23 protein-coding genes are annotated in these 22,807 nt (G+C 74.4%); 18 read left to right on the forward strand and 5 right to left on the reverse strand.

Annotated features, from left to right (window positions below; genetic code table 11):
- Window positions 1-122: 122 nt before the first annotated feature.
- Window positions 123-1,328, reverse strand: coding sequence for an acyl-CoA dehydrogenase family protein (locus tag KME75_RS25135; protein WP_308283054.1), 1,206 nt, complete (start codon window positions 1,326-1,328; stop codon window positions 123-125).
- A 62-nt stretch (window positions 1,329-1,390) separates the two neighbouring features.
- Between KME75_RS25135 and KME75_RS25140 the strand changes: the two genes are divergently transcribed.
- The 5 genes from KME75_RS25140 (at window position 1,391) to KME75_RS25160 (ending at window position 5,728) form a co-directional block, all read left to right on the forward strand.
- Complete coding sequence (locus KME75_RS25140) at window positions 1,391-1,795, forward strand: TOBE domain-containing protein (RefSeq protein WP_219417348.1); 405 nt, start codon at window positions 1,391-1,393, stop codon at window positions 1,793-1,795.
- On the forward strand, window positions 1,792-2,550 hold the full coding sequence (modA, locus tag KME75_RS25145) for a molybdate ABC transporter substrate-binding protein (RefSeq protein ID WP_308283056.1): 759 nt from the start codon (window positions 1,792-1,794) through the stop codon (window positions 2,548-2,550). Before KME75_RS25140 ends, modA begins: the two co-directional genes overlap by 4 nt.
- A gap of 29 nt (window positions 2,551-2,579) precedes the next feature.
- On the forward strand, window positions 2,580-3,368 hold the full coding sequence (locus KME75_RS25150) for an ABC transporter permease (RefSeq protein WP_219417349.1): 789 nt from the start codon (window positions 2,580-2,582) through the stop codon (window positions 3,366-3,368).
- Window positions 3,365-4,465: a sulfate/molybdate ABC transporter ATP-binding protein gene (locus KME75_RS25155; protein ID WP_219417350.1), complete on the forward strand. Its 1,101-nt coding sequence runs from the start codon at window positions 3,365-3,367 to the stop codon at window positions 4,463-4,465. The genes KME75_RS25150 and KME75_RS25155 overlap by 4 nt, the downstream gene beginning before the upstream one ends.
- Before the next feature lie 99 nt (window positions 4,466-4,564).
- Window positions 4,565-5,728, forward strand: coding sequence for a S8 family peptidase (locus tag KME75_RS25160; RefSeq protein WP_308283057.1), 1,164 nt, complete (start codon window positions 4,565-4,567; stop codon window positions 5,726-5,728).
- 20 nt (window positions 5,729-5,748) lie between these two features.
- On the opposite strand, the gene serS is transcribed toward KME75_RS25160, so the two are convergent.
- Window positions 5,749-7,023 (reverse strand): serine--tRNA ligase, encoded by a 1,275-nt coding sequence (gene serS, locus KME75_RS25165; RefSeq protein WP_219417352.1) that lies wholly within the window; start codon window positions 7,021-7,023, stop codon window positions 5,749-5,751.
- Between the two features lie 140 nt (window positions 7,024-7,163).
- Between serS and KME75_RS25170 the strand changes: the two genes are divergently transcribed.
- Complete coding sequence (locus tag KME75_RS25170; protein WP_219417364.1) at window positions 7,164-8,798, forward strand: AMP-binding protein; 1,635 nt, start codon at window positions 7,164-7,166, stop codon at window positions 8,796-8,798.
- Between the two features lie 184 nt (window positions 8,799-8,982).
- Entirely contained in the window at window positions 8,983-9,369 is a 387-nt protein-coding gene (locus tag KME75_RS25175; RefSeq protein WP_219417365.1) for a cold-shock protein, read from the forward strand.
- Between the two features lie 7 nt (window positions 9,370-9,376).
- Here the strand turns inward: KME75_RS25175 and KME75_RS25180 are convergent, their stop codons facing one another.
- Together KME75_RS25180 and KME75_RS25185 are read right to left on the reverse strand one after the other, a co-directional pair.
- Window positions 9,377-9,850, reverse strand: a complete 474-nt coding sequence (locus tag KME75_RS25180) for a DUF2771 family protein (RefSeq protein ID WP_219417353.1) — start codon at window positions 9,848-9,850, stop codon at window positions 9,377-9,379.
- Between the two features lie 23 nt (window positions 9,851-9,873).
- Window positions 9,874-11,568 carry an MFS transporter gene (locus KME75_RS25185; protein WP_308283058.1) on the reverse strand — a complete coding sequence of 565 codons (1,695 nt, stop codon included), beginning with the start codon at window positions 11,566-11,568 and terminating at the stop codon, window positions 9,874-9,876.
- A 116-nt stretch (window positions 11,569-11,684) separates the two neighbouring features.
- Between KME75_RS25185 and KME75_RS25190 the strand changes: the two genes are divergently transcribed.
- Window positions 11,685-12,221, forward strand: coding sequence for a MarR family winged helix-turn-helix transcriptional regulator (locus tag KME75_RS25190; protein WP_219417354.1), 537 nt, complete (start codon window positions 11,685-11,687; stop codon window positions 12,219-12,221).
- Here the strand turns inward: KME75_RS25190 and KME75_RS25195 are convergent.
- Complete coding sequence (locus KME75_RS25195) at window positions 12,204-13,718, reverse strand: aldehyde dehydrogenase family protein (protein ID WP_308283059.1); 1,515 nt, start codon at window positions 13,716-13,718, stop codon at window positions 12,204-12,206. The two genes, KME75_RS25190 and KME75_RS25195, sit on opposite strands and share 18 nt — an antisense overlap.
- A 188-nt stretch (window positions 13,719-13,906) precedes the next feature.
- On the opposite strand from KME75_RS25195, the gene KME75_RS25200 reads away from it, so the two are divergent.
- The 10 genes from KME75_RS25200 to KME75_RS25245 form a co-directional block, all read left to right on the forward strand.
- Complete coding sequence (locus KME75_RS25200) at window positions 13,907-14,422, forward strand: cupin domain-containing protein (protein WP_219417355.1); 516 nt, start codon at window positions 13,907-13,909, stop codon at window positions 14,420-14,422.
- A 29-nt stretch (window positions 14,423-14,451) separates the two neighbouring features.
- Window positions 14,452-15,405, forward strand: a complete 954-nt coding sequence (locus tag KME75_RS25205; RefSeq protein WP_219417356.1) for a PDR/VanB family oxidoreductase — start codon at window positions 14,452-14,454, stop codon at window positions 15,403-15,405.
- Window positions 15,406-15,430: 25 nt separating this feature from the next.
- Window positions 15,431-16,753, forward strand: a complete 1,323-nt coding sequence (locus KME75_RS25210) for a recombinase-like helix-turn-helix domain-containing protein (RefSeq protein WP_308283060.1) — start codon at window positions 15,431-15,433, stop codon at window positions 16,751-16,753.
- Window positions 16,750-17,697 carry a VOC family protein gene (locus tag KME75_RS25215; protein WP_219417357.1) on the forward strand — a complete coding sequence of 316 codons (948 nt, stop codon included), beginning with the start codon at window positions 16,750-16,752 and terminating at the stop codon, window positions 17,695-17,697. Before KME75_RS25210 ends, KME75_RS25215 begins: the two co-directional genes overlap by 4 nt.
- Window positions 17,694-18,476, forward strand: a complete 783-nt coding sequence (locus tag KME75_RS25220; protein WP_219417358.1) for an aspartate dehydrogenase domain-containing protein — start codon at window positions 17,694-17,696, stop codon at window positions 18,474-18,476. The genes KME75_RS25215 and KME75_RS25220 overlap by 4 nt, the downstream gene beginning before the upstream one ends.
- Window positions 18,473-19,270: an alpha/beta fold hydrolase gene (locus tag KME75_RS25225; protein ID WP_308283061.1), complete on the forward strand. Its 798-nt coding sequence runs from the start codon at window positions 18,473-18,475 to the stop codon at window positions 19,268-19,270. The genes KME75_RS25220 and KME75_RS25225 overlap by 4 nt, the downstream gene beginning before the upstream one ends.
- Window positions 19,267-20,034: an SDR family oxidoreductase gene (locus tag KME75_RS25230; RefSeq protein WP_219417359.1), complete on the forward strand. Its 768-nt coding sequence runs from the start codon at window positions 19,267-19,269 to the stop codon at window positions 20,032-20,034. The genes KME75_RS25225 and KME75_RS25230 overlap by 4 nt, the downstream gene beginning before the upstream one ends.
- A gap of 25 nt (window positions 20,035-20,059) precedes the next feature.
- The gene (locus KME75_RS25235; protein WP_219417360.1) at window positions 20,060-20,848 is read left to right on the forward strand and encodes an SDR family oxidoreductase; all 789 of its coding nucleotides are present in this window, start codon (window positions 20,060-20,062) and stop codon (window positions 20,846-20,848) included.
- A gap of 19 nt (window positions 20,849-20,867) precedes the next feature.
- Window positions 20,868-22,502, forward strand: coding sequence for a thiamine pyrophosphate-binding protein (locus KME75_RS25240; RefSeq protein WP_219417361.1), 1,635 nt, complete (start codon window positions 20,868-20,870; stop codon window positions 22,500-22,502).
- On the forward strand, window positions 22,502-22,807 hold a 306-nt coding region (locus tag KME75_RS25245), incomplete at its 3' end, for a hypothetical protein (RefSeq protein ID WP_372452656.1). The genes KME75_RS25240 and KME75_RS25245, both read left to right, overlap by 1 nt.

Raw genomic sequence — 22,807 nt, forward strand, 5'->3', positions numbered from 1 at the left:
AGGGCCACCGCGCGGTCGCCACCCGCTACGACAAGCGCGACTACATGTTCCGCGGAACCATCGACGTCGCCTCGATCAGGATCTGGCTCCGCGACCCCGTCCCATGATCCAAGGGACACGCTCTAGTCGTGGCGGCCCAGCTCCTGGCGGGCGACGGTGCGCAGGTGCACCTCGTCCGGCCCGTCGGCGAGGCGGAGTGCCCGGGCCCACGTGTAGAAGTAGGCCAGCGGGAAGTCGTCGCTCATGCCGCCGCCGCCGTGGATCTGGATCGCCCGGTCGATCACGGCACAGGCGATCCGCGGGCAGATGACCTTGATCGCGGCGATCTCCGTGGCCGCGCCCTTCGCCCCGTACCGGTCGATCAGCCACGCCGTCTTGAGCACCAGCAGCCGCGCCTGCTCCACCTCGATCCGGGACTGCGCGATCTGCTCGCGCACCACGCCCTGGTCGGCCAGCGGCCGCCCGAACGCCGTGCGCGCCTTGGCCCGGCGCGCCATCAGGTCGATCGCCCGCTCGGCCATGCCGATCAGGCGCATGCAGTGGTGGATGCGCCCGGGGCCGAGCCTCGCCTGCGCGATCGCGAAGCCGCCGCCCTCCTCGCCGAGGAGGTTCGACACCGGCACGCGGACGTCGTGGAACGCCAGCTCCGAATGCCCGTGCTGGTCCTGGTAGCCGAACGTCGGCAGGTGCCGCTCGATCTCGAGGCCGGGGGTGTCGCGCGGCACCAGCACCATCGACTGCTGCCGGTGGGCGGCCGCGTCGGGGTCCGTCTTGCCCATGACGATGAAGATCTTGCAGCGCTCGTCGGCGCTCCCGGAGATCCACCACTTGCGGCCGGAGATCACGTAGGAGTCGCCGTCTCGCCGGATCCGGGTCTGCACGTTCGTGGCGTCGGAGGAGGCGACCTCAGGCTCGGTCATCGCGAACGCGGAGCGGATCTCGCCGTCGAGCAGTGGCTGCAGCCACTGCTCCTTCTGCTCGGGCGTGCCGAACAGGTGCAGCGTCTCCATGTTCCCCGTGTCGGGGGCCTGGCAGTTGATCGCCTCGGGCGCGATGACCGGGGACCAGCCCGACACCTCGGCGACGGGCGCGTACTCGAGGTTGGACAGGCCCGAGACGCTCGGGAGGAACAGGTTCCACAGTCCGCGGGCCCTCGCCTCGGCCTTCAGCTCCTCCACCACCGGCGGCAGGTCCCACTCCTGCGGGGTGCCGCGGCGCTCGGCGCGCCAGGCGTCGTAGGCCGGCTCTGCGGGCAGCACCTTCTCGTCGAGGAAGGCGCGCATGCGCGTCGTGTGGTCGGCGGCAACGGTGCTCGGTTCGAAGTCCACGGACCGCAGCCAATCACACCGCGCCTGGCTCAGGTCGCATTCGCGGAAGTAGACTCGCGTTCGTGCCGCAGTTCAGGATTTCCGACGCCGCTCGGCTGCTGGGTGTGAGCGACGACACGGTCCGCCGCTGGGTCGACGCCGGTGCGCTGCCGGTGCAGCCGGACGCGTCGAACCGCAAGGTCATCGACGGGGCCGCGCTCGCCGCGTTCGCCCGCGACCACGCCTCCGCCCCGCCCGACCCGTCCGACGTGCAGAGCTCGGCGCGCAACCGCCTGGTCGGGCTCGTCACGAACGTCGTCACCGACAGGGTGATGGCGCAGGTCGAGATGCAGTGCGGCCCGCACCGGATCGTCTCCCTGATGTCGAGCGAGGCGGTGCGGGAGCTCGGGCTGGAGCCGGGTGCACTGGCCGTCGCGGTGATCAAGTCGACCACGGTGGTCGTGGAGACCCCGGGCGGCGCATCGTGAAGGGAGCGCGCCGGCTGGCCGCCGTCGCCGCTGCCGGGCTCCTGGCGGGCTGCGGGGGCGGAGCGCCGGGAGCCGGGGAGCAGCGCACGCTCACCGTGTTCGCCGCCGCGTCGCTCACCGACGTGTTCGCCGAGCTGGAGTCGCGGTTCGAGGAGGCGCATCCGGGCGTCGACGTCGTCCTGAACCCCGGGGCGTCCTCCGACCTCGCCCAGCAGATCGTGCACGGCGCGCCCGCCGACCTGTTCGCGGCGGCGAACACCGCGACGATGCGGACCGTCGCGGACGCCGGGCTCGTCGCGGGCGAGCCGACCGTGTTCGCCACGAACGAGCTGCAGATCGTCACCGCGCCGGGGAACCCGGAGGGCATCGCCGGCTTCGCCGATCTCGCCCGCCCCGACCTGCAGGTCGTCGTCTGCGCCCCGCAGGTGCCGTGCGGGGCCGCCGCCGAGCGGATCGAGGAGCTCACCGGGGTGACGCTGCAGCCCGTGAGCGAGGAGCCGGACGTCCTGTCGACGCTGAGCAAGGTCGCCACCGGCAACGCCGACGCCGGCCTCGTGTACGCCACCGACGTGGGCGCCGCGGACGACCGGGTGCAGGGCATCGCGTTCCCGGAGGCGGCGCAGGCCGTGAACGAGTACCCGATCGCGGTGATCGCCGACGCGGAGGCCGCCGATCTCGCCCGCGCGTTCCGGGATCTGGTGACGGGCGCCGACGGACGTGCGGTGCTGGACGCCGCGGGCTTCGGGCCGCCGTGACGGGGGCGTCCCGGGCGGGGCACCACCGCATGCCGGCTGTCGGCCTGCCTCGGCTGCTCTGGGTCCCGGCCGCGCTGGCCTTCGCGCTGATCGCGCTGCCCGTGCTGGGGCTCGCGGTCGAGGCCGACTGGCCCCGGATGCCCGAGCTGCTGCTGAGCGCGTCGGCGCTCGGCGCGCTGCGGCTGTCCCTGCTGACGGCCGCGATCTCGACGGCGCTCTGCATCGTCCTCGGCGGGCCGCTCGCCGTGGTGCTGGCCCGCGGGCAGGTGCGCGGCCTGCGGCTGCTGCGCTCGGTGGTGCTGCTGCCGCTGGTGCTACCGCCGGTGGTCGGCGGGCTGGCGCTGCTGTACCTGCTCGGTCGCACCGGGCTGGTGGGCCGGGCTCTGGACCTGGCGTTCGGCATCACGATCCCGTTCACGGCGGCGGCGGTCGTGCTGGCGCAGACGTTCGTCGCGCTGCCGTTCCTCGTCGTGAGTCTGGAGGGTGCGCTGCGCACCGCGGGCCGGCGCTACGAGGAGGTGGCGGCCACGCTCGGTGCGACCCCCGGGTACGCGTTCCGCCGCGTCACGGTGCCGCTGGTGCTGCCGGGCCTCGCGTCGGGCGCGGTGCTGGCGTTCGCGCGCTGCCTCGGGGAGTTCGGGGCGACGATCGCGTTCGCCGGGAGCCTGCAGGGCACCACCCGCACCTTGCCGCTGCTCGTGTACCTCGAGCGGGAGTCCGACGTGGACGCCGCGGTGGCACTCGCGCTGCTGCTGGTCGTGGTGGCCGTCGTGGTGATCGCGATCGCCCGCCCGCGCACCGTCGAGGGCTCCCGGTGACGCCGGGCCTGGCCGCACGGGTCGTGGTGCGCCGCGGCGGGTTCACCCTCGACGTCGACCTCGCGGCCGCGCCCGGCGAGGTGCTGGCGGTGCTCGGTCCCAACGGCGCAGGCAAGTCGACGCTGCTCGGCGTGCTCGCGGGGCTGCTGCGCCCGGACGCGGGGCGCATCAGCGTCGGGGCGGAGACCGTGACCGACGCCGAGGCCGGCGTGCACGTGCCGCCGCACCGTCGCGGTGTGGGGTTGCTGGCCCAGCAGGCGCTGCTCTTCCCGCACCTCACGGCGCTCGACAACGTCACGTTCGGGCCGCGCGCACACGGCGTCGCCCGGCGCACCGCGGAGGAGCGGGCCCGGCGCCTGCTCGCCGCCGTCGACGCCGCCGAACTGGCCGACCGGCGGCCTGCGCAGATGTCGGGCGGGCAGCAGCAGCGGGTGGCGCTGGCCCGCGCGCTGGCGCCCGAGCCGGGGCTGCTGCTGCTCGACGAACCGCTGGCCGCCCTGGACGTCGACGCGACGCCGGCCATGCGCTCGCTGCTGCGCCGCGTGGTCCGCGACGCGGGGCAGACCGCGGTGCTGGTGACGCACTCGGCGCTCGACGCGCTCGTGCTCGCCGACCGGGTCGTGGTGCTGACCGCGGGGCAGGTGGTCGAGCAGGGCGCAACGCGGGACGTGCTGGCCCGCCCGCGCAGCCCGTTCACCGCCCGGATCGCCGGGCTGGATCTGGTGCCGGGCACGGCCTGCACGGACGGGCTGCGGACCGGCGATGGGACGTTCGTGGCGGGCCACGCCGACGGCACGGCCGACGGCGAATCCGCGGTGGCCGTGTTCCCGCCGTCGGCCGTGGCGGTGTTCGCCGAACGGCCGCACGGCAGCCCGCGCAACGTGTTCCCGGTGCGGCTGGCGGCGATCGAGCCGCACGGCGACGTGGTGCGGCTGCGCGCGGCGCCGGCTGCGGGCGGCCCGGGCTGGGCGGACGGTCTCGCTGCCGACGTCACCCCGGCCGCCGTCGCCGACCTGGACGCCGAGCCGGGGGTGCAGCTGTGGTTCGCCGTGAAGGCCACGGAGGTCGGGATCCATCCAGCAAGTTACCGATCTTGACCTGCGGCAACCGTGGGTCACCCCATGGTGCACACATGTCACTCCAGCCCCGATCGTGTCTCTGTTCCCGCTGGTAACTCGCACGTAGCGTCGCTGCCCGTGACGCGCCTGTTCCTGCGGATCGCTCCTGTGGTGATCGCACTCCAGCTCCTCGGGGTCCTCGTGGGCCCCGGGACCGCCGCTGCCCAGGACGAGCTGTTCGGCTACGTGGTGCATGCGCGCACCGCCGCCGAGGCCGAGGCCGCGGCCGCGGATCTCGGGGTCGAGCCGACGGTCCGCTTCGAGCAGGTGTTCGCCGGGTTCGCTGCGACGATGAGCCGGGTCCAGGTGGACCGGTTGCGGAAGCGGCCGGGCGTGGTCGCGGTCGAGGAGGACCGCCGGATGAGCCCGCTGGAACCGCGGGCCGTGCGGCAGCAGGCGACCGAGGTGATGCAGCCGGATCCCCGGAACTGGGGCCTGGACCGCATCGACCAGCGCAACCTCCCGCTCGACGGCAACTACACCGTGCAGGCGACCGGGGCCGGCGTGACGATCTACGTGCTCGACACCGGCGTCGACGCCGACCACCCCCAGTTCGGCGGCCGGGCGTCGCTCGTGGTGAACACCATCGACGACATGGACCGCGACTGCGACGGCCACGGCACGGTCGTGGCGGGCATCGCCGCCTCGCAGGACTACGGGGTGGCGAAGGAGGCGCAGATCCGCTCCGTCAAGGTGCTCGACTGCAACGGGGCGGGCACCCTGTCCTCGCTGCTCGCGGGCATCGACTACGTGATGAGCCACCACCAGGAGGGCCCGGCGGTGGCCGTGACGTCCTGGAGCTACGGGCCGTCCGACATGCTCATCTCGGCGGTCACCGAACTCGTCGACAGCGGGGTGTTCGTGGCGGCGTCGGCAGGCAACACCGGCGGGAACGACTGCCGCGCCGTCCCCCGGACAGTCGACGGGGTGCTGGTGGTCGCGAACTCGACGATCGACGACGAGCGGGCGGAGAGCTCGTCCACCGGCGAGTGCGTGGATCTCTACGCACCGGGCACGTCGATCGTCTCGACCGTGCCCGGCGGCGGTACGGCCTCCTACAGCGGCACGTCGATGGCCGCCCCCCACGCCGCCGGGGTGGCGGCGCTGTACAAGCAGGCCTTCGGCGACGCCCCGAGCGGCACGATCGAGCAGTGGATCACTGACAACGCCACGCCGGACGTGATCGAGGGCGGTGGTGCCGGCGGAACGCCGAACCGGCTGCTCTACACCGGCGGCCTGTAGCGGAATCGGGGTGCGCCGGCTCAGGAGTGCGGGGTCAGCGTGTCGAAGCCCGTGTACGGCACCAGCACGTCCGGGATGCGGACCGACCCGTCGGCCTGCTGGCCCTGCTCCAGGATCGCGACGAGCGTGCGCCCGATCGGCAGGCCCGAGCTGTTGAGCGTGGCCGCGAAGCCGCGCCTGCCGTCCTTGCTCTTCGTGCGGATGCCGGCGCGGCGGGCCTGGAACGTGCCGAAGTCCGACGCCGAGGCGATCTCGCGGTACTTCTGCTGCCCGGGCAGCCACACCTCGATGTCGTAGGTGAACTCGGCCGAGAAGCCGATGTCGCCGGCGGCGAGCTTGACCACGCGGTAGGCCAGCCCGAGGTTCTGCATCACGGTCTCGGCGTGCCCGAGCAGCACGTCGAGCTCCTCCCGTGACCGCTCGGCGTCGACGACGCGGACGAGCTCGACCTTCGAGAACTCGTGCAGCCGGACCAGCCCGCGGGTGTCACGGCCGTAGGAGCCCGCCTCCGAGCGGAAGCACGGGGTGTGGGCGGTGTAGGCCAGCGGGAGGTCCTCGAGCGCCAGCGTCTCGCTCGCGTGCAGGTTGGTGAGCGGCACCTCGGCGGTGGGGATGAGGTACAGCTCGCGGTCGGCCACGCCGGTCTTGAACAGGTCCTGCTCGAACTTCGGCAGCTGCCCCGTGCCCGTCATCGTGGCCCGGTTGACCAAGGTGGGCACCGAGAACTCGGTGTAGCCGTGCTGCTCGGTGTGCAGTTCGAGGAAGTACCGGGCCAGCGCGCGTTCCAGGGCCGCGCCCTTGCCGCGCAGCACCGCGAACCGGGGACCGGCGAGCTTCGTGGCCCGCGGCAGGTCGAGGATGCCGAGCTTCTCGCCGATGTCGACGTGGTCGAGCGGGGTGAAGTCGAACCGCTGCGGCTCGCCCCAGGTGCGTACGAGCTCGGCATCGTCGTCCGAGGCGCCGTCGGGTAGGTCGTCGCTAGGGAGGTTCGGAATGCCGAGCAGCAGGTCCTGCAGCTGCGCCTCCAGCTCGCGGTGCTCCTCCTCCGCGGCGGAGACCACGCCCTTGAGCTCGCGGGCGCGGGCGACGAGGGCCTGGCGCTCCTCCGGCTCCGCCCCCTTGACGGCGGTGGCGACGCGCTTGCTCTCCGCGCGCGCCTCGTCGCCGCGCTGGATGGCCGAGTTGCGGGCGGCCAGCAGCTTCTCCAGGGATGCGACGTCCAGCGCGTAGCCGCGGCGGGCGAGCTTGCGGACGGCGTCGGTGGCGGGATCGAGCAGGACACGCGGATCGTGCATCCCCCGAGGGTATCGGCGTCCCCCAGCTCATATCCGGCGAGCCCTTATCCGGTCTGCCTCCCCTTCTGGAGGTGGTGCGGGGCCGCGGCTCGTCGCACGATGTGCGGGTCGTCACCGTCGTCGAGAAAGGTCTGCACGCCGTGACCGCTGCCGCTCCCGTCGTCCCCTCCTACGCCTCGGGAACCTCCGACGTCCCCCTGCTCGGCGACACGATCGGCGACAACTTCGACCGCACCGCGGCCGCCCATCCCGACGTGGACGCGCTCGTCGAGGTGCAGACGGGCAGGCGGTGGACCTACGCCCAGCTGCGCGAGGAGATCGACACGGTTGCGCTCGGGCTGCAGGCCGCGGGCCTGCGCAAGGGCGACCGTGCCGGCATCTGGGCGCCCAACCTCGCCGAGTGGACCCTGGTGCAGTACGCCACGGCGAAGCTCGGCGTCGTCCTGGTCAACATCAACCCGGCGTACCGCACGCACGAGCTGGAGTACGTGCTCAAGCAGGCCGGGATCGCCGTGCTCGTGGCCGCGGAGAGCTTCAAGACCTCCGACTACCGGGCGATGGTCGGTGAGGTTCGGCCGAACTGCCCCGAGCTGCGTCAGGTGATCTTCATCGGCACGTCCGACTGGGACACGGTCGTGGCCGACGGCCGCGCGGGCGACCGCGCCGAGCTCGCCCGGATCCAGGCGGGCCTCAGCCCCGACGACCCGATCAACATCCAGTACACGTCGGGCACCACGGGCTTCCCGAAGGGCGCGACGCTGTCGCACCACAACATCCTCAACAACGGCTACTTCGTGGGCAGGCTCTGCGGCTACACGTCCGGGGACCGGGTGTGCATCCCGGTGCCCTTCTACCACTGCTTCGGCATGGTGATGGGCAACCTCGGCTGCACCACGAACGGCGCCACGATGGTGATCCCGGGGCCCGGCTTCGAACCGAAGGCCACGCTGCGCGCGGTGGCGCAGGAGCGCTGCACGTCGCTGTACGGGGTGCCGACGATGTTCATCGCCGAGGTCTCCGACCCGGACTTCGAGTCGTTCGACCTGTCGAGCCTGCGCACCGGCATCATGGCGGGCTCGCCGTGCCCGGTGGAGATCATGAAGCAGGTCGTCGACCGGATGGGCATGACCGAGGTGACGATCTGCTACGGCATGACCGAGACCTCGCCGGTGTCCACCCAGACCCGGGGCGACGACTCGCTGGACCGCCGGGTGTCCACCGTCGGGCGGGTGCACCCGCACGTCGAGGTGAAGATCGTCGACCCGGAGACCGGCCTGACCCTGCCCCGCGGCGAGGCGGGCGAGCTGTGCACCCGCGGCTACTCGGTGATGCTCGGGTACTGGAACGAGCCGGAGAAGACGGCCGAGTCGATCGACCGGGCCCGCTGGATGCACACCGGCGACGTCGGGATCATGGACGACGAGGGCTACGTCAACATCACCGGCCGGATCAAGGACATGGTGATCCGCGGCGGCGAGAACATCTACCCGCGGGAGATCGAGGAGTTCCTCTACACCCACCCCGACGTGCTGGACGCCCAGGTGGTCGGCGTGCCCGACGCGAAGTACGGCGAGGAGCTGTGCGCCTGGGTGACGCTGCGCGAGGGCGCCGCCGAGCTCACGCCCGACGCGCTGCGCGAGTACGCCACCGGGAAGCTCGCCCACTACAAGATCCCGCGCTACGTCGTGGTGGTCGAGGAGTTCCCGATGACCGTCACCGGGAAGGTGCGGAAGGTCGAGATGCGCGAGCGGTCCCGGGAGATGCTCGGGTTGTAGCGGCGGCGGGCGTCGAACGGCTGCGCGGAGTGGCCTCCGCGGTCTAGTGTGGTGACCGCGCGTCCCGGTGTCGTTCGCGGGCAAGCGATGGCCTGCCCCTCGAGCTCGGCATCTGGGCGCGTTCGTCATGCGGCCCATTCCGGTGCCGCAGGGCGCAGGGTCGATCGAGGAACGGGTGAACAGGGTGCCGACCGGCAGGGTCAAGTGGTACGACGCCGACAAGGGCTTCGGGTTCCTCGCCCAGGACGGTGGCGAGGACGTCTACGTCCGCAAGGCGGCGCTGCCCGCGGGCGTGGCGGCGCTCAAGGCGGGACAGCGCGTCGAGTTCGGGATGGCGGAGGGCCGCCGCGGACCGCAGGCGCTGCAGGTGCGGCTCGTGGACGCCCCGCCGTCGGTCGTCGAGGCCACCCGGCGGCCCGCCGAGGACCTGCACAGCCTCATCGAGGACATGATCCGGGTGCTGGAGACACGCGTGCAGCCGGACCTGCGGCGCGGGCGCTACCCGGACCGGCGCACGTGCAAGCTCGCCGCCGACGTGGTGCGGGCCGTCGGCCGCGACCTCGACGGCTGAGCGGAGCTCAAGCGGGCGTCCGCAGCACCCAGCTGGCCCGCGTCGGGAACTCGATCTCCCCGGTCTCCTCGTTGATCGCCGGCGCGGGCCCGAACTGCTGCACCTGCGCCTCCACCAGCTCGTCGGTGGGGGCAGGGAGCGTGAGGGTCCATTCGGTGCGCTCGTTCGCGGCGAACAGCGGGCTGCGCTCGTCGATCTGCTGGCCGGCGGCGTCGGTGTAGCTGAACACGACGTGCCACGGCGCCGATGCGACGTCCTCCGGCACCGTCACCTGCAGCGGCGTGCCGGCCGGCACCGCGAGGGTGACGGGCGCGGTCGCGTCGCTGGTGCAGTCCTCGAGGTCCAGGTCGCAGTACTGGGTGGGCTGCGCGACGGCGGTGGTGCCCCCGGCCGCGAACGTCACCTCCGGCGGGGCGCTGCTGCATCCCGCCGCCACGAGCAGCAGCGCGGCGACCGGGACCGGGAGCAGGCGGCGAAGCACGCCGTCCACCGTACGGGGGCGGTTCAGCCGAGTCGCCGGGCCGGGGCCGGGGCGTGCGCGCGCGGGCCGAGGAACGGCAGCAGTGAGCGTCCGCGGCTGAGCAGCGCTGCCTGCACACCGGCGATCGCGACGACGGCGGAGATCACGGCAAAGCCGATCCAGAACGTGCTGTGCGGCAGCAGGACGCCGAGTGCGCCGCCGAAGACCCACGCCAGCTGCAGCACCGTCTCCGACCGCCCGAACGCCGACGCCCGCGACTCCTCCGGCAGGTCGCGCTGGATCACCGCGTCCAGGCACACCTTGGCGAGCGCGCTGGCGGTGGCGGCGACGAGCCCGACCGCGGCGGCGGTGCCGATCCCCGGCAGCACGGCGGCGACCACGGCCACGGCGACGGCCGCGCTCACACACCCGAGGATGACCCCGTCGGAGCGGTCGAACCGGCGCCGGGAGCCCAGTGCGTTGCCGGTGAACGAGCCCAGCCCGGCAGCGGCGCCGACGATGCCGATGAGGAACAGCTGGCGCGCCGCGTCGGTGCCCGACTGCTCGCGCACGACGAACGCGACGAACAGCGTGAGGAAGCCGGTGAGCGAGCGGATCGCGGCGTTCCCCCACAGCGAGACGACGACCGCGTGGCCCATCGGGCTGCGCTTCCCGCGTGCCGTGCTGCGCAGCGCGGCGGGCACCTCACCGGCCGTGGACTCGACCCACCGCGGGATCCGCAGGCAGAGCACCGTGCCGAGCACGGCGAGCGCGGCCGTGAAGAAGAGCGCGCCCGGCGAGCCCGCCAGCGCCGCCACACCCGCGGCGACCGCGCCGAACACCCCGCCCGCGACGAGCCCGAACACGGTGAGCCGGGAGTTCGTGGTGACCAGCGTGATCGCGTGCGGCAGGACGCGGGGGGTGACCGCGGCCTTGAGTACCGAGAACGACTTGCTGAGCACCATCGCGCCGAGCGCGGCCGGGTAGAGCAGCCAGGTGTCGTAGTTGAAGGCCATGACGACCGCGAGCAGCGCGCGTCCGGCGAAGGAGATGGCGAGCGCGGCCCGGCGGCCGCGCTGCACTCGGTCCAGCATCGGACCGATCACGGGGGCGACCACCGCGAACGGAGCCACCGTGATGATCAGGTACAGCGCCACGTTGGTCTTGCTCTCGGCCGTGGCTGCGGCGAAGAACAGGGTGTTGGCCAGCGCGACGGCCACGGCGGCGTCCACCGCGTAGGTCATCATCGTGGCGTAGGTCAGCGCCGTGAGCCCCGATCGGTCCGCCCCGTCGGCGGTGGTGGCCCGGCGGAAGGCGCGGATGCCGCCCTGGGTGAGCTCCCGGCTGCGCATGGCCGCGACGCGGGTGACCGTGAGCTTGCGGGGGATGCGCCGGGTCGGCGGCTCCTCCTCGGCCTGCGGCCGCGGGGCCACCGGCGGCGGGCCCGCCTCGCTCCACGGCACTTCGTCGAGCGTCTCCACCGGCTCCGGGACGGGAGGTGGCGGCGGGGTCCACGGCCGGGGCGGCGGGGTGCGGCGGTGCGCGGTGGGGTCGTAGTCGGGGTCGTCGTGCCAGGGGTAGCGGTTGCGCGGCGTGTACCGGTCGGGCTCGGACGCGCCGACCTCGGGCTCTTCCGGCGGTGTGGCGCCGACGGTGGTGCCGCCGTCGGCAGTGGCCCAGGTCCGGCGCCCACTGCGGCGGCCGCGGCGGGGGTGGTGGGGGAACTCGGGACGGACCACATCATCATTCTGGCGTATCCGGGGGCGCGCGGCGGGCGGTGCCGGGAGTGAATCCCTCACCAGGAGGGCGAGCTGACAGAATCGCGCTGGAGGATCCCGGTGGGGAAGGGGGACAGGTGGCGCGCAGGCGATCGCCGGCACCCGATGCCGTGGACCTCATCCTGGAGCAGTGGGCCCGCCAGGACCCCGAGCTCGACGCCTCGGCGATGGCGGTGTTCGGCCGGCTGCACCGCAGTTTCCTGCGGTACCAGGCCCAGCTCGCGAGGGTGTTCGAGGAGCACGGCATCACGATGGCCGCGTTCGACGTGCTGGCCGCGCTGCGCCGCAGCGGGCCCCCATTCCGGCAGACGATGGGCGACCTGGCCGGGATCACCCTGGTGACCTCGGGCGGGATCACCCAGCGGGTCGACCGGCTGGAGTCGGCCGGGCTCGTCGCCCGGGAGAAGGACGCCCACGACGGCCGGGTCGTGCACGTCCAGCTCACGGACGAGGGCCGGGCGCTGATCGACCGCGTCACCCGCGCGCACTTCGCCAACGAGAAGGAGATGCTCGCGGGGCTCGGCGAGACCGAGCAGCGCCAGCTGGCCAAGCTGCTGCGGCTGCTGGAGCGCTCGCTGGAGGACAGCGAGGTCCGCTCAGCGTCCTCCGCCTGACCACCCCGCCCACGCCAGCGGCTCCTCCGCCATCCCCCAGAAGACGCTGCGGGTGCGGCTGTAGGTGCGGATGCCGGGGCGGCCCTTCTCGGTGCCGAGGCCGCTCTCGCCCATCCCGCCGAACGGGGTCGCGATGCTGAACTGCTTGTAGGTGTTGATCCACACCGTGCCGGCGAGGACCCGGCGGGCCACCCGCCACGCGCGGCGGTGATCGGCGGTCCAGATGCCGGCGGCGAGGCCGTAGACGGTGGAGTTGGCCTGCGCGACGAGGTCGTCCTCGCCGTCGAACGGCAGCACGACCGCGACCGGGCCGAACACCTCCTGCCGGCAGATCGCGGCGTCGGGGCCGAGCCCGTCGAGGATCGTCGGCAGGTAGTAGGCGCCTCCGGCGAGGTCCGGGTCGTTCGGGACGCGTCCGCCGCACACGACCCGCGCACCGTCGGCGCGGGCCTGCTCGACCATCGCCGCCACGGCGTCGCGGTGGCGGTGGTGCACCAGCGGCGCCACCTGCGTGCGCGGGTCCGTGCCGGGCCCCACGCGCAGCGCGCGGGTCGCCGAGTCGAGCGCGTCGAGCACCTCGTCGTAGATCTCACGGGCGACGAACACCCGGGAGCCGGCCACGCAGCTCTGCCCGCTCGAGGAGAAGATCCCGTACAGCACGCCCGCGACGGTGTGCTCGAGGTCGGCGTCCGGGAACACGATCGTCGGCGACTTGCCACCGAGCTCCAGTGACACCGGCATGAGCTTCTGCGCGGCGATCGCGGCGATGCCGCGACCGGTGTCCGTGCCTCCGGTGAACGAGACCATGCCGACCCGCGGGTCGCGCACCACCGCGTCCCCGACCGTCCGGCCGTCGCCGGGCAGCACCGACAACAGCCCGGGCGGCAGGCCCGCCGCGTCGAGCACCTGCGTGACGATCCGGCCGAGCGCAAGCGCGACGAGCGGGGTCCACGCGGCCGGCTTGAGCAGCACGGCGTTGCCCGCGGCCAGCGCGGGCGCGAGCTTCTGCGCGTCGCTCGCGATCGGGGAGTTCCACGGCGTGATCGCACCGACGACCCCGTACGGCTCCTGCACGGTCATCGTCAGGTGCGGCCCGCGTGGGGTGGTGAGCGCATCGTCGGACGTCTCGAGGGCCGCTGCCGTGTAGCGGAACGTGCCGACCGCGCTCGCGACCAGCGCCGCGGTCTCGGTCAGGGTCTTGCCGGTGTCGCGGGTCTGCAGCGCGGCGAGCGTGGCGGCCTCGCGCTCCACGGCGTCGGCGATCCGGTGCAGCACGCGGGCGCGTTCGTGGGGCAGCAGGCCGCGCCAGCGCGGGTCGGCGGCGGCGTGCTCCGCGGCGGCTGCGGCCTCGTCGACGTCGGTGGTGTCGGCCCCGGTGACGGTGGTGATCCGCTCGCCGGTTGCCGGGTCGTAGGGGGAGAGGACGGCGCCGCCGCCGCGGCGCCAGATGCCGCCGACGCAGATCTCGTCGGGCGGTGGCTCGGTCGTCGTCAACACCGCCACAGTGTGCCCAGAAGTTTAGGTCTAAGGCAATCTCACCTCTGCGACATGCGGGTTTCGTAGTGATCGACGCCGACTTAATCGAGCAAGACATGGGAAAGTCTTGTGAGTGGTCTCGGCCACTTGCTACAAAGGCGGCGCCCAGGTCTCTCAGACCTAAAGTTTTCTTACGAACGGAGAGCGACATGAGCGCCCCCACGCAGGCCGTCGACCTCGACCAGCTGATCGACTCGTGCATCGCCTCGGCGGCGTCGCGGCACGAGGACTGGGACACCCTCGGGTTCCAGGCGAAGGCGGGCGACGAGTTCCGCCGCGCCCAGATCCGCTACATCGGCTCCGGCGCGACCGGCAACCACGAGACGGACTCCCGGATCCTCCAGGCCGAGCACTTCACCTTCTCCAACATGCGGCTGCCCGCCGGGGCCATCGGCCCCGAGCACACCCACCACGACGTGGAGGAGGTCTTCTACGTCCTGGAGGGCGAGCTCGAGGTCACCGTCCACGACGTCGAGGACGGCATCCGCACCGCCAGCCGGGTGCTCGGCTACCGCGACCTCGTCCGCGTCCCCGCCGGGGTGCCCCGCAGCCTGCGCAACATCGGCACCGCGGACGCCCTGTTCTGCGTGGTGATCGGCTCGCCGAAGCCGCAGCTGCCGACCTACCCGGCCACCTCCCCGATGCACGGCGTCACCCGCGACTGACGCCCGCGCCCCGTCCCCGAGGAGGAGCGATGTCCCCGACCACCCGCGTCCTGCGCGTGGAACGGCTCACCCGGCTGGCCGACGACGTCGTCGAGGTCCGGCTCGCCGACCCGGCGGGCGCGCCGCTGCCGAACTGGGAGCCGGGCGCGCACGTCGCGCTCGACCTGCCGATCGGGCTGACCCGCCAGTACTCGCTGTGCGGCCCCGAGTCCGACCGCGCGAGCTGGACCATCGCGGTGCACCGGCCCACCACCTCCCGCGGGGGCAGCGCCTACGTGCACGACGGGCTGCGGATCGGCGCGCTGCTGCCGGTCACCGGTCCGCGCAACGACTTCCCGCTCGCGCCCGCCGCCCGGCACCTCCTCGTCGCCGGCGGTATCGGGATCACCCCGATCGCGGCGATGGCCCGGCGGCTGCGCGCCACCGGCGCGGACTGGGCGCTGCTGTACTGCGGCCGCACGCGGGCCGGGATGGCCTTCCTCGACGAGGTGGCCGGGTGGGAGCCCGAGCGCGTCCGGATCCACGTCGACGACGAGGCGGGCGGGCCGGTCGACCTCGCCGCCGTGCTCGCCGCGCACGAGGGCGCGCTCGTGCACTGCTGCGGGCCGGAGCCGATGCTCGCCGCCGTCGAGCGGCTCGCGCCCGACCCCGCGCTGGTCCGCGTCGAGCGGTTCCGCGCCCCCGAACCCGCCGCGCCACCGGCGGGCGGCGAGGAGCCGTTCGACGTGGTCTGCGCCGGCTCCGGTCTGCGCGTGCGCGTCGGGCCGGAGGAGTCGGCGCTCGACGCGCTCGCGCGCGCCGGCGTCGTCGTCCCGACCTCGTGCGGGGAGGGGATCTGCGGCACCTGCGAGACCAAGGTGCTCGACGGCGTCCCCGACCACCGCGACCACGTGCTCTCCGACGCCGAGCGCGCCGCGGGCGGCTCGATGTTCGTCTGCGTCTCCCGCGCCCGCACCCCCGAGCTCGTGCTCGACCTGCCCTGACCTTCCCGAACCGGAGGAGCGCCCCGTGGCCCACCTCGTCCCGCACCAGTCGCGCACCCGGCCCCCGACCAGCTACGAGAAGGCGCTCGCCGCCGAGCTCGAAGCGGTGTTCGGCCGGGGGCAGCACGACCTCGACGGCCTCGTGGCCGGCCTGAACGCCGGCGGTGTGCGCCCGCCCGGCGGCGCCGACTGGACGCCCGCCGCGCTGACCGCCGAGCTGGCCCGCCTCGGCGCCGGCGAGCCGCCCGCCGCGCTGCGGCTCGACCCCGGCCCCCGCGGGCGCGCCGCGAGCCTGCACACCATCGCCGACGTGCTCGACCACGGCCTGCGCGACCAGTGGTACGCGCTCTGCCCGTCCGCCGCCGTGCCCGCGGGCGAGCTGGTGCGCCTGCACCGGGCCGGGGAGGACCTGCTGCTGTGGCGCGACGCCGCCGGTGAGGTGCACGTGCAGCGCGACCGCTGCCCCCACCGCAACGCACCGCTGTCGAAGGGCGTGCACCTCGGCGACCGGGTGGCCTGCAACTACCACGGCGTGCAGGTCGACGGCACCGGAACGGTCGTCTCGGTGCCCGGCAGCCCCGGCTGTGCGCTGGAGGGCCGTCGCGCGGTCCGGACGTTCCCGGCGCAGGAGCGCGCCGGCGCGGTGTTCGCCTGGATCACCGAGACCGACGCCGCGCCCGCACCGCTGGAGCTGCCCGAGCAGCTCGCCGACCCCGGCTGGGAGCACTTCCTCTGCTACGTCGAGTGGGACGCGCCCTACCGGTACTCGCTGGACAACCTCATGGACCCGATGCACGGGGCGTTCCTGCACCGCGACTCGCACACGATGGCGAGCGGCAAGCGAGAGGCCGTGTTCCAGGTGCGCGACACCGCCACCGGGTTCGTGTTCGAGAAGACCGACCAGCGCGCGGTGAACTTCGACTGGTCGGAGTGGATCGACGCCGGCTACCAGGCCGTGCGCCTCGACATCCCCTACCCGCCGTCGGCGGGGCCGGGCGGCCCGTTCGCGATCATCGCGATGGTCACCCCGACCGGACGTGACACGCACGCCGGGTTCTTCTGGCGCTGCCGCCGCGTGGAGGGCTGGCAGCGCGACGTGTGGCGGTTCCTCTACCGGACCGTGCTCGAGGAACGGCACTGGGCGGTGCTGGAGCAGGACCGGGAGATGCTCGACGGGATGCCCTCGGATGCGTACGACCGCGAGGGCCTCTACCAGCACGACATCGCGCTGGTCCGGGTGCGCAGGCTGCTGCGCACCCGTGCCGAGAAGTACCTGAGCGAGCGCACCTCCACGGCGGCTCCCGCGGCCGCCCCGGCCCGGCCCGTTCCCGCGGCGGTGGCCCGGTGACCGCGGTCGAGGGACCCGTCGTCCGGCTGCGCGCGCTGCGGTCGGTGGCGCTGCGCACCACCGCGCTGGCCGACTCCGCCGACTTCTACGGCGAGGTCTGGGGCCTGCGCCCCACCGACCGCGACACCGACGCGGTGTGGCTGCGCGGCAGCGGGCCGGAGCACCACGTCCTGCAGCTGGTCGACGCCGAGGCCAACGGGCTGGAGAAGATCGCGTTCGCCGTCGGCACCCCGGCCGAGATCGACGAGGCCGCGCGGCGGCTGGAGCGCCGCGGCGTCCCCGTCGTCACGCCGCCCGGGCGGCTCGACCAGGCGGGCGGCGGGTACGGGCTGCGGTTCGTCGACCCCGAGGGCAGGCTCGTCGAGCTGTCCTGCGACACGTGGGCCGTCACCCCCGGCGACCCCGACGGGCACCCGGCCGTGCCGCGCAAGCTCGCGCACGTCGTGCTCAACACCGTCGACATCGACGCGGCCTGCGCGTTCTACACCGACGTGCTCGGGATGCGGGTCTCGGACTGGTCCGAGCACCAGATGGCCTTCCTGCGGTGCAACAGCGACCACCACGTGATCGCGTTCAACCAGGCCGCGTGGACCTCGGTCAACCACGTCGCCTACGAGATGGCCTCGATCGACCACTTCATGCGCGGGATCGGGCGCCTGCGCCACCACGCGCAGCTGCCGCTGTGGGGCCCGGGCCGGCACGGGCCCGGCAACAACACGTTCTCCTACTTCGCCGACCCGGCCGGGCTGGTGTGCGAGTACACCTCCGAGGTCGACCAGGTCACCGAGGACGCGTGGCTGTGCCGGGTCTGGCGGCGCACGCCGGAGCTGTCCGACCAGTGGGGCACCGCGGGGCCGCCGTCGGGCGACGTCCGGACGCACATGGCCGGGGTGCCCGACCCGGGGTACTTCGCCCGCGCCGACGTGGCGGAGGTGGCGCCGTGAAGGTCGCCGTCCTGGGCTGCGGCGCGATCGGCGGCGTCGTCGCCCGCGCGCTCGCGGCCGGCGCGGTGCCCGGCGCCGCGCTCGCCGGCGTGGTGCACCGCGAACCGGTGGACCCGCCCGACCTGCCCGTGCTCGACGCGTCCGCCGCCATCGCCGCGGCCGACCTCGTCGTCGAGTGCGCGGGGCACCGGGCGCTGGTCGAGACCGGGCCCGCGGTGGTCGCGGCGGGGAAGGACCTGCTGGTCGTCTCCGTCGGCGCGCTCACCGACCCCGCGCTGCTCCCGGCGCTGGAACGGGCCGGCTCCGGCCGGGTGCACCTGTCCACCGGCGCGATCGGTGGCCTGGACCTGCTGCGCGCGGCCGCCGCGATGGGCGGGCTGCGCCGCGTCCGGATCACCACCACCAAGCGGGCGCCCGCGCTCGTGCAGGACTGGATGGACGACGCCGAGCGCGCCCGGCTGGTGAGCGCCACCGCGCCGGTCGAGCTGCGCCGCGGCCCGGCCCGGGAGATCGCCGCCGCGTTCCCGAAGTCGGCCAACGTCGCCGCCGCCGTCGCACTCGCCGTGGGCGACTGGGACCTCGTCGAGGCCGCCGTCGTCGCCGACCCCGCCGCCGCGCGCACCGCGCACGTGATCGAGGCCGAGGGCGTGGCGGGGGAGCACCGGTTCGAGATCCGCAACGCCCCTTCCGAGGAGACCCCCACGACCAGCGCGGTCACGCCCTACGCCGTGCTGCGCGCGATCGGGGACCTCGTCTCGACCGGGGCGGTGATCCGGTGACCGAACGCGTGCACCTGCCCGGGATCGACGTGCTCGTCGCCGGCGCCGGGGCCCCGGTCCTGCTGCTGCACGGCATCGGCGGTGCGGCGGAGGCGTTCACCCCGCAGCTGACCGGCCTGGCCGATCGGCACCGGGTGATCGCCTGGGACGCCCCCGGCTACGGCGGCTCCGCCGACCCGCTGCCGAGCGCGGACCTCGACCACTACGCCGACGAGGCGCTGCGCGTGCTGCGGGCCCTCGACGCGGAGCCCGCGCACGTCGTCGGCGTCTCGTGGGGCGGGGTGATCGCCACCCGGCTCGCCCTGCGCCACCCCGGCGCGGTGCGCTCGCTCACCCTCGCCGACTCCTCCCGCGGCTCGGGCCGCACGGCGGCCGGGCGGCGCGGGATGGCGCGGCGGGTCGAGGACCTCGCCGCGCTGGGCCCCCGCGCCTTCGCCCACCTGCGCGGCCCCGCGCTGGTGGCGCCGGGCGGCGACCCGGCTCCGGTGCTCGCGACGATGAGCCGGGTCCGGCTGCCCGGCTACACCGCGGCGGCGGCGAGCATGGCTGCCACCGATCACAGCGGCAACCTGGGCCGGATCGACGTGCCGACGCTGGTGCTCGTCGGGGAGCACGACACCGTCACCGGGGTCGCCGAGAGCCGCGCGCTCGCCGCCGGCATTCCCGGCGCCCGGTTCGCGCTGGTGCCGGCCGCGGGTCACGCCGCGAACCAGGAGCAGCCCGAGCGATTCGACGCCGCGCTCGGGGCGTTCCTGGCCGACGTGGACGCACTCGCCCCGGCAGGTGCCCGATGACGGCCGACGCGTTCGGCGCCCTCGACGGGCGGATCGTCGTGGTCACCGGCGGCGGGCGCGGGCTGGGCCTCGCGATCGCCGAGGAGCTGGGCCGGGCGGGCGCGGTCGTCGTACTGGCCGAGCGCGACCCCGAGCGCGCGGCCAAGGGCGAGGCGGCCCTCGCCGCGCAGGGCGTGGCCGTGCACCGGGTGGACACTGACGTCGCCGACGAGGAGTCGGTGGACCGGCTCGCCGCGGCCGTCGCCGGGATCGGCCCGGTGTGGGGCCTGGTGAACAACGCCGCGCTCGCCGACGGCGTAGGCGGGCTGCACTTCGCCGACCTGTCGCCCGACGCGTTCGACCGGGTCATGCGGGTCAACACCCACGGCCCGTACCTCGTGGCCCGCGCGCTCTACCCGGCGATGCGGGCCGCGGGCGGCGGGCGGATCGTGAACATCGCCTCCGACGTGGCGTTCTACGGCCCGCCGCGGCTGCTGCACTACGTCGCGTCCAAGGGCGCCGTGGTCGGGATGACCCGGGCGATGGCGCGCGACGCCGGCCCGGACGGGATCACCGTGAACGCCGTCGCGCCCGGCATCACCGAGACCGAGGCCACCGCGGGCATCCCCGCCGAGCGCCACGAGCTGTTCCGCCTCAACCGGGCGCTCACCCGCACCCAGCAGCCCGACGACGTCACCGGCGCCGTGCGGTTCCTGCTGTCCGACGCCGCCGCCTACATCACCGGCCAGACGCTGCTGGTCGACGGCGGCTTCGTCTGCCGGTGACGGCATCGACGCTGAAGGAGAGCACATGGACCTCGGACTGACCGGACGCACGGTCGTCGTCACCGGCGCCAGCTCCGGTGTCGGCCTCGCCACCGCGGCGATGCTGCTGGCGGAGGGCGCGCACGTGGCCGCCTGCGCACGCGACGCCGACCGCCTGGCCGCGGCGTTCGACGGGCTGCCCCGCGCGGCGGGCGCCCGGGTGCTGCTGCGCGCCTGCGACGTACTCGACGCCGACGCCGTGGCCGACTTCGTCGGCGTCGCCGCGGCGGAGCTCGGCGGCATCGACGGGCTGGTCAACAACGCCGGCCGATCGTTGATGCGCCGCGTGCTCGACACGACCGAGCAGGAGTGGGCCGACGAGCTGCGGCTCAAGGTGTTCGGGGCCCTGCACCCGGTGCGGGCCGCGCTGCCGTGGCTGCGCAAGTCGCCCGCGCCGGCCGTCGTCACCGTGAACGCGATCCTCGCCCGCCAGCCCGAGGCCCGGCTCGCCGCCACCTCGGCGGCACGCGCCGCACTGCTCAACCTCACCACCACGCTGGCGGGCGAGCTCGCCGCCGACGGCGTCCGGGTCAACTCGGTCTGCCTCGGGCTGGTCGACACCGGCCAGTGGCGGCGGCGCCACGCGGAGTCCGGCTCGCCGCTGGACTTCGCCACCTGGTCGGCCGAGCTCGCCGCCGACCGGGGCATCGCGCTGGGCCGGCTCGGCGTCGCCGAGGAGGTCGCCTTCCCCATCGTCGCGCTGCTCTCGCCGCGCTCGTCCTACGTCACCGGGGCGTCGCTCGACGTCGGCGGCGGCGTCGCCCGCTACGTCTGACCCCTTCTGGAGGATTCCCATGGCCCGGCCCCACGGCGGCGACCTGCTGGTCGACCTGCTGCGCGAGCACGGCGTGACGGCGGCGTTCGGCGTCGTCAGCGTGCACAACCTGCCGCTGGTCGAGGCGCTCGACGCGGCGGCGATGTTCGTGCCGGTGCGGCACGAGGCGGCCGCGGTGAACGCCGCCGACGCCTACGCCCGGGTGAGCGGCGGCCTCGGCGTCGCCGTGACCAGCACCGGCACCGGGGCGGGCAACGCCGCGGGCTCGCTCATCGAGGCGCTGAGCGCGGGCAGCCGGGTGCTGCACGTGACCGGCCAGATCGACAGCCCCTACCTCGGCCAGGGCCGCGGGGTGATCCACGAGACGCCCGAGCAGCTCGCGCTGCTGCGCGCGGTCTCGAAGAGCGCCACGACGATCCGCACGGCCGCGGCCGCCGGTCCGGTGCTGCGCGCCGCCGCCGCCGAGGCGCTCGCCCTGCCGCAGGGCCCGGTGAGCGTGGAGTGGCCGATCGACCTGCAGTACCCGGCGCAGATCGGCGGCGCGCTGGCCCCCGTCGCACCCGCGGCGCCGCCGCACCCCGCGGCTGACGCCATGGACGCGGCCGCCGCGCTGATCGCGGGCGCCCGCCGTCCGCTGCTGTGGGTGGGCGGCGGCGGCCGCGGCGCCCGCGCGGAGCTGCGGGTGCTGGCCGAGCGGCTCGGCGCGCCCGTCCTGACCAGCAACGCCGGGCGCGGCAGCATCGGCGAGGACCACCCGCTCGTGATCGGCAACTTCGGGACCAACCCGCAGGCCCGCTCGCTGGTCGAGGACGCCGACCTGCTGATCTCGGTCGGGTCGCACTTCCGGTCCAACGAGACCGCCCAGTTCACGCTGCCGCTCCCGGCGCGTCACGTGCAGATCGACGTCGACCCGGTCGCCATCGGCCGCTCCTACGCCGCCACCGTCGGGCTGGTCGGCGATGCCGCACCGGTGCTGGGCGGGCTGCTGGACCGGCTCGGCGAGCCCGCCACCGAGGACGGCTGGGCGGACCGGGGGAGCGCCGTCCGCGCCGCCGTCCGCGAGCACCTGCGCGCCGCGATCGGCCCGTACACCGCGATCTGCGACGCCCTGCGCGCCCGGCTCCCGGAGCGGTCCGTGATCGCCCGCGACGTCACCGTCCCGTCCAGCACGTGGGGCAACCGGCTGCTCCCGATCACCGAGCCCGAGACGAACGTCTTCCCGCTCGGCGGCGGCATCGGGCAGGGCCTCGCGATGGGGATCGGCGCGGCGACGGCCCGCCCGGACGAGCCGACCGTGGTCATCGCGGGCGACGGCGGGCTCGCGGTGCACCTCGGCGAGATCGGCACGCTCGCGCAGCAACGGCCGTGGCTGGTCCTGGTCGTGTTCAACGACGGCGGCTACGGCGTGCTGCGCAGCATGCAGGAGGCGCACGGCGGGCGTCCGGCGGGCGTGGACCTGTTCACCCCCGACTTCGCGACGGTCGCCGCCGCGGTCGGGATCGAGCACCGGCTCGTCGCCGACGCGGACCGCTTCGACGAGGCGCTGGCCAAGGCCCTCGCGACGCAGGGACCGTCGGTGATCGAGGTGGACGTCACCGCCGTCGGGCCGATGCCGGTGCCGTTCGTCCCGCCCGTGCACGTTCCCGGGGGCTGATGGCCATGGGGGACCACCACCACGCGCACGGCCCGGCCAACCGCGGGCGGTTCGTGCTCACCACCGCGGCCCCGCTGTTCGTGTGCCCGCCGCCCGGGCCGGCCCGGGGCGCCGTCGTCGCCCTGCACAGCAGCACCGGCATCGACGACGCCTTCGAGGCCGGGCTGCGGCTGATCGCCTGCCGTGGGCTGCTCGTCGTCGCGCCCTACGGCTACTTCCGCGACGGCGGCCCGCACCATCCACCCGGGCCGGCGGCCGACGCCGCCTACGCGCGGCTCACCGACGCCGACCTCGACGCCGACGTC

The sequence above is a fragment of the Pseudonocardia nigra genome (genome assembly GCF_019396355.1).
GTDB lineage: Bacteria > Actinomycetota > Actinomycetes > Mycobacteriales > Pseudonocardiaceae > Pseudonocardia > Pseudonocardia nigra.

Bases quoted from the DNA above. Each gene is read 5' to 3' on its own strand.
- serS (WP_219417352.1), bottom strand. From the start codon at position 7,023: ATGCACGATCCGCGTGTCCTGCTCGATCCCGCCACCGACGCCGTCCGC.
- KME75_RS25240 (WP_219417361.1), top strand. From the start codon at position 20,868: ATGGCCCGGCCCCACGGCGGCGACCTGCTGGTCGACCTGCTGCGCGAG.
- KME75_RS25235 (WP_219417360.1), top strand. From the start codon at position 20,060: ATGGACCTCGGACTGACCGGACGCACGGTCGTCGTCACCGGCGCCAGC.
- KME75_RS25230 (WP_219417359.1), top strand. From the start codon at position 19,267: ATGACGGCCGACGCGTTCGGCGCCCTCGACGGGCGGATCGTCGTGGTC.
- KME75_RS25205 (WP_219417356.1), top strand. From the start codon at position 14,452: ATGTCCCCGACCACCCGCGTCCTGCGCGTGGAACGGCTCACCCGGCTG.
- KME75_RS25150 (WP_219417349.1), top strand. From the start codon at position 2,580: ATGCCGGCTGTCGGCCTGCCTCGGCTGCTCTGGGTCCCGGCCGCGCTG.
- KME75_RS25200 (WP_219417355.1), top strand. From the start codon at position 13,907: ATGAGCGCCCCCACGCAGGCCGTCGACCTCGACCAGCTGATCGACTCG.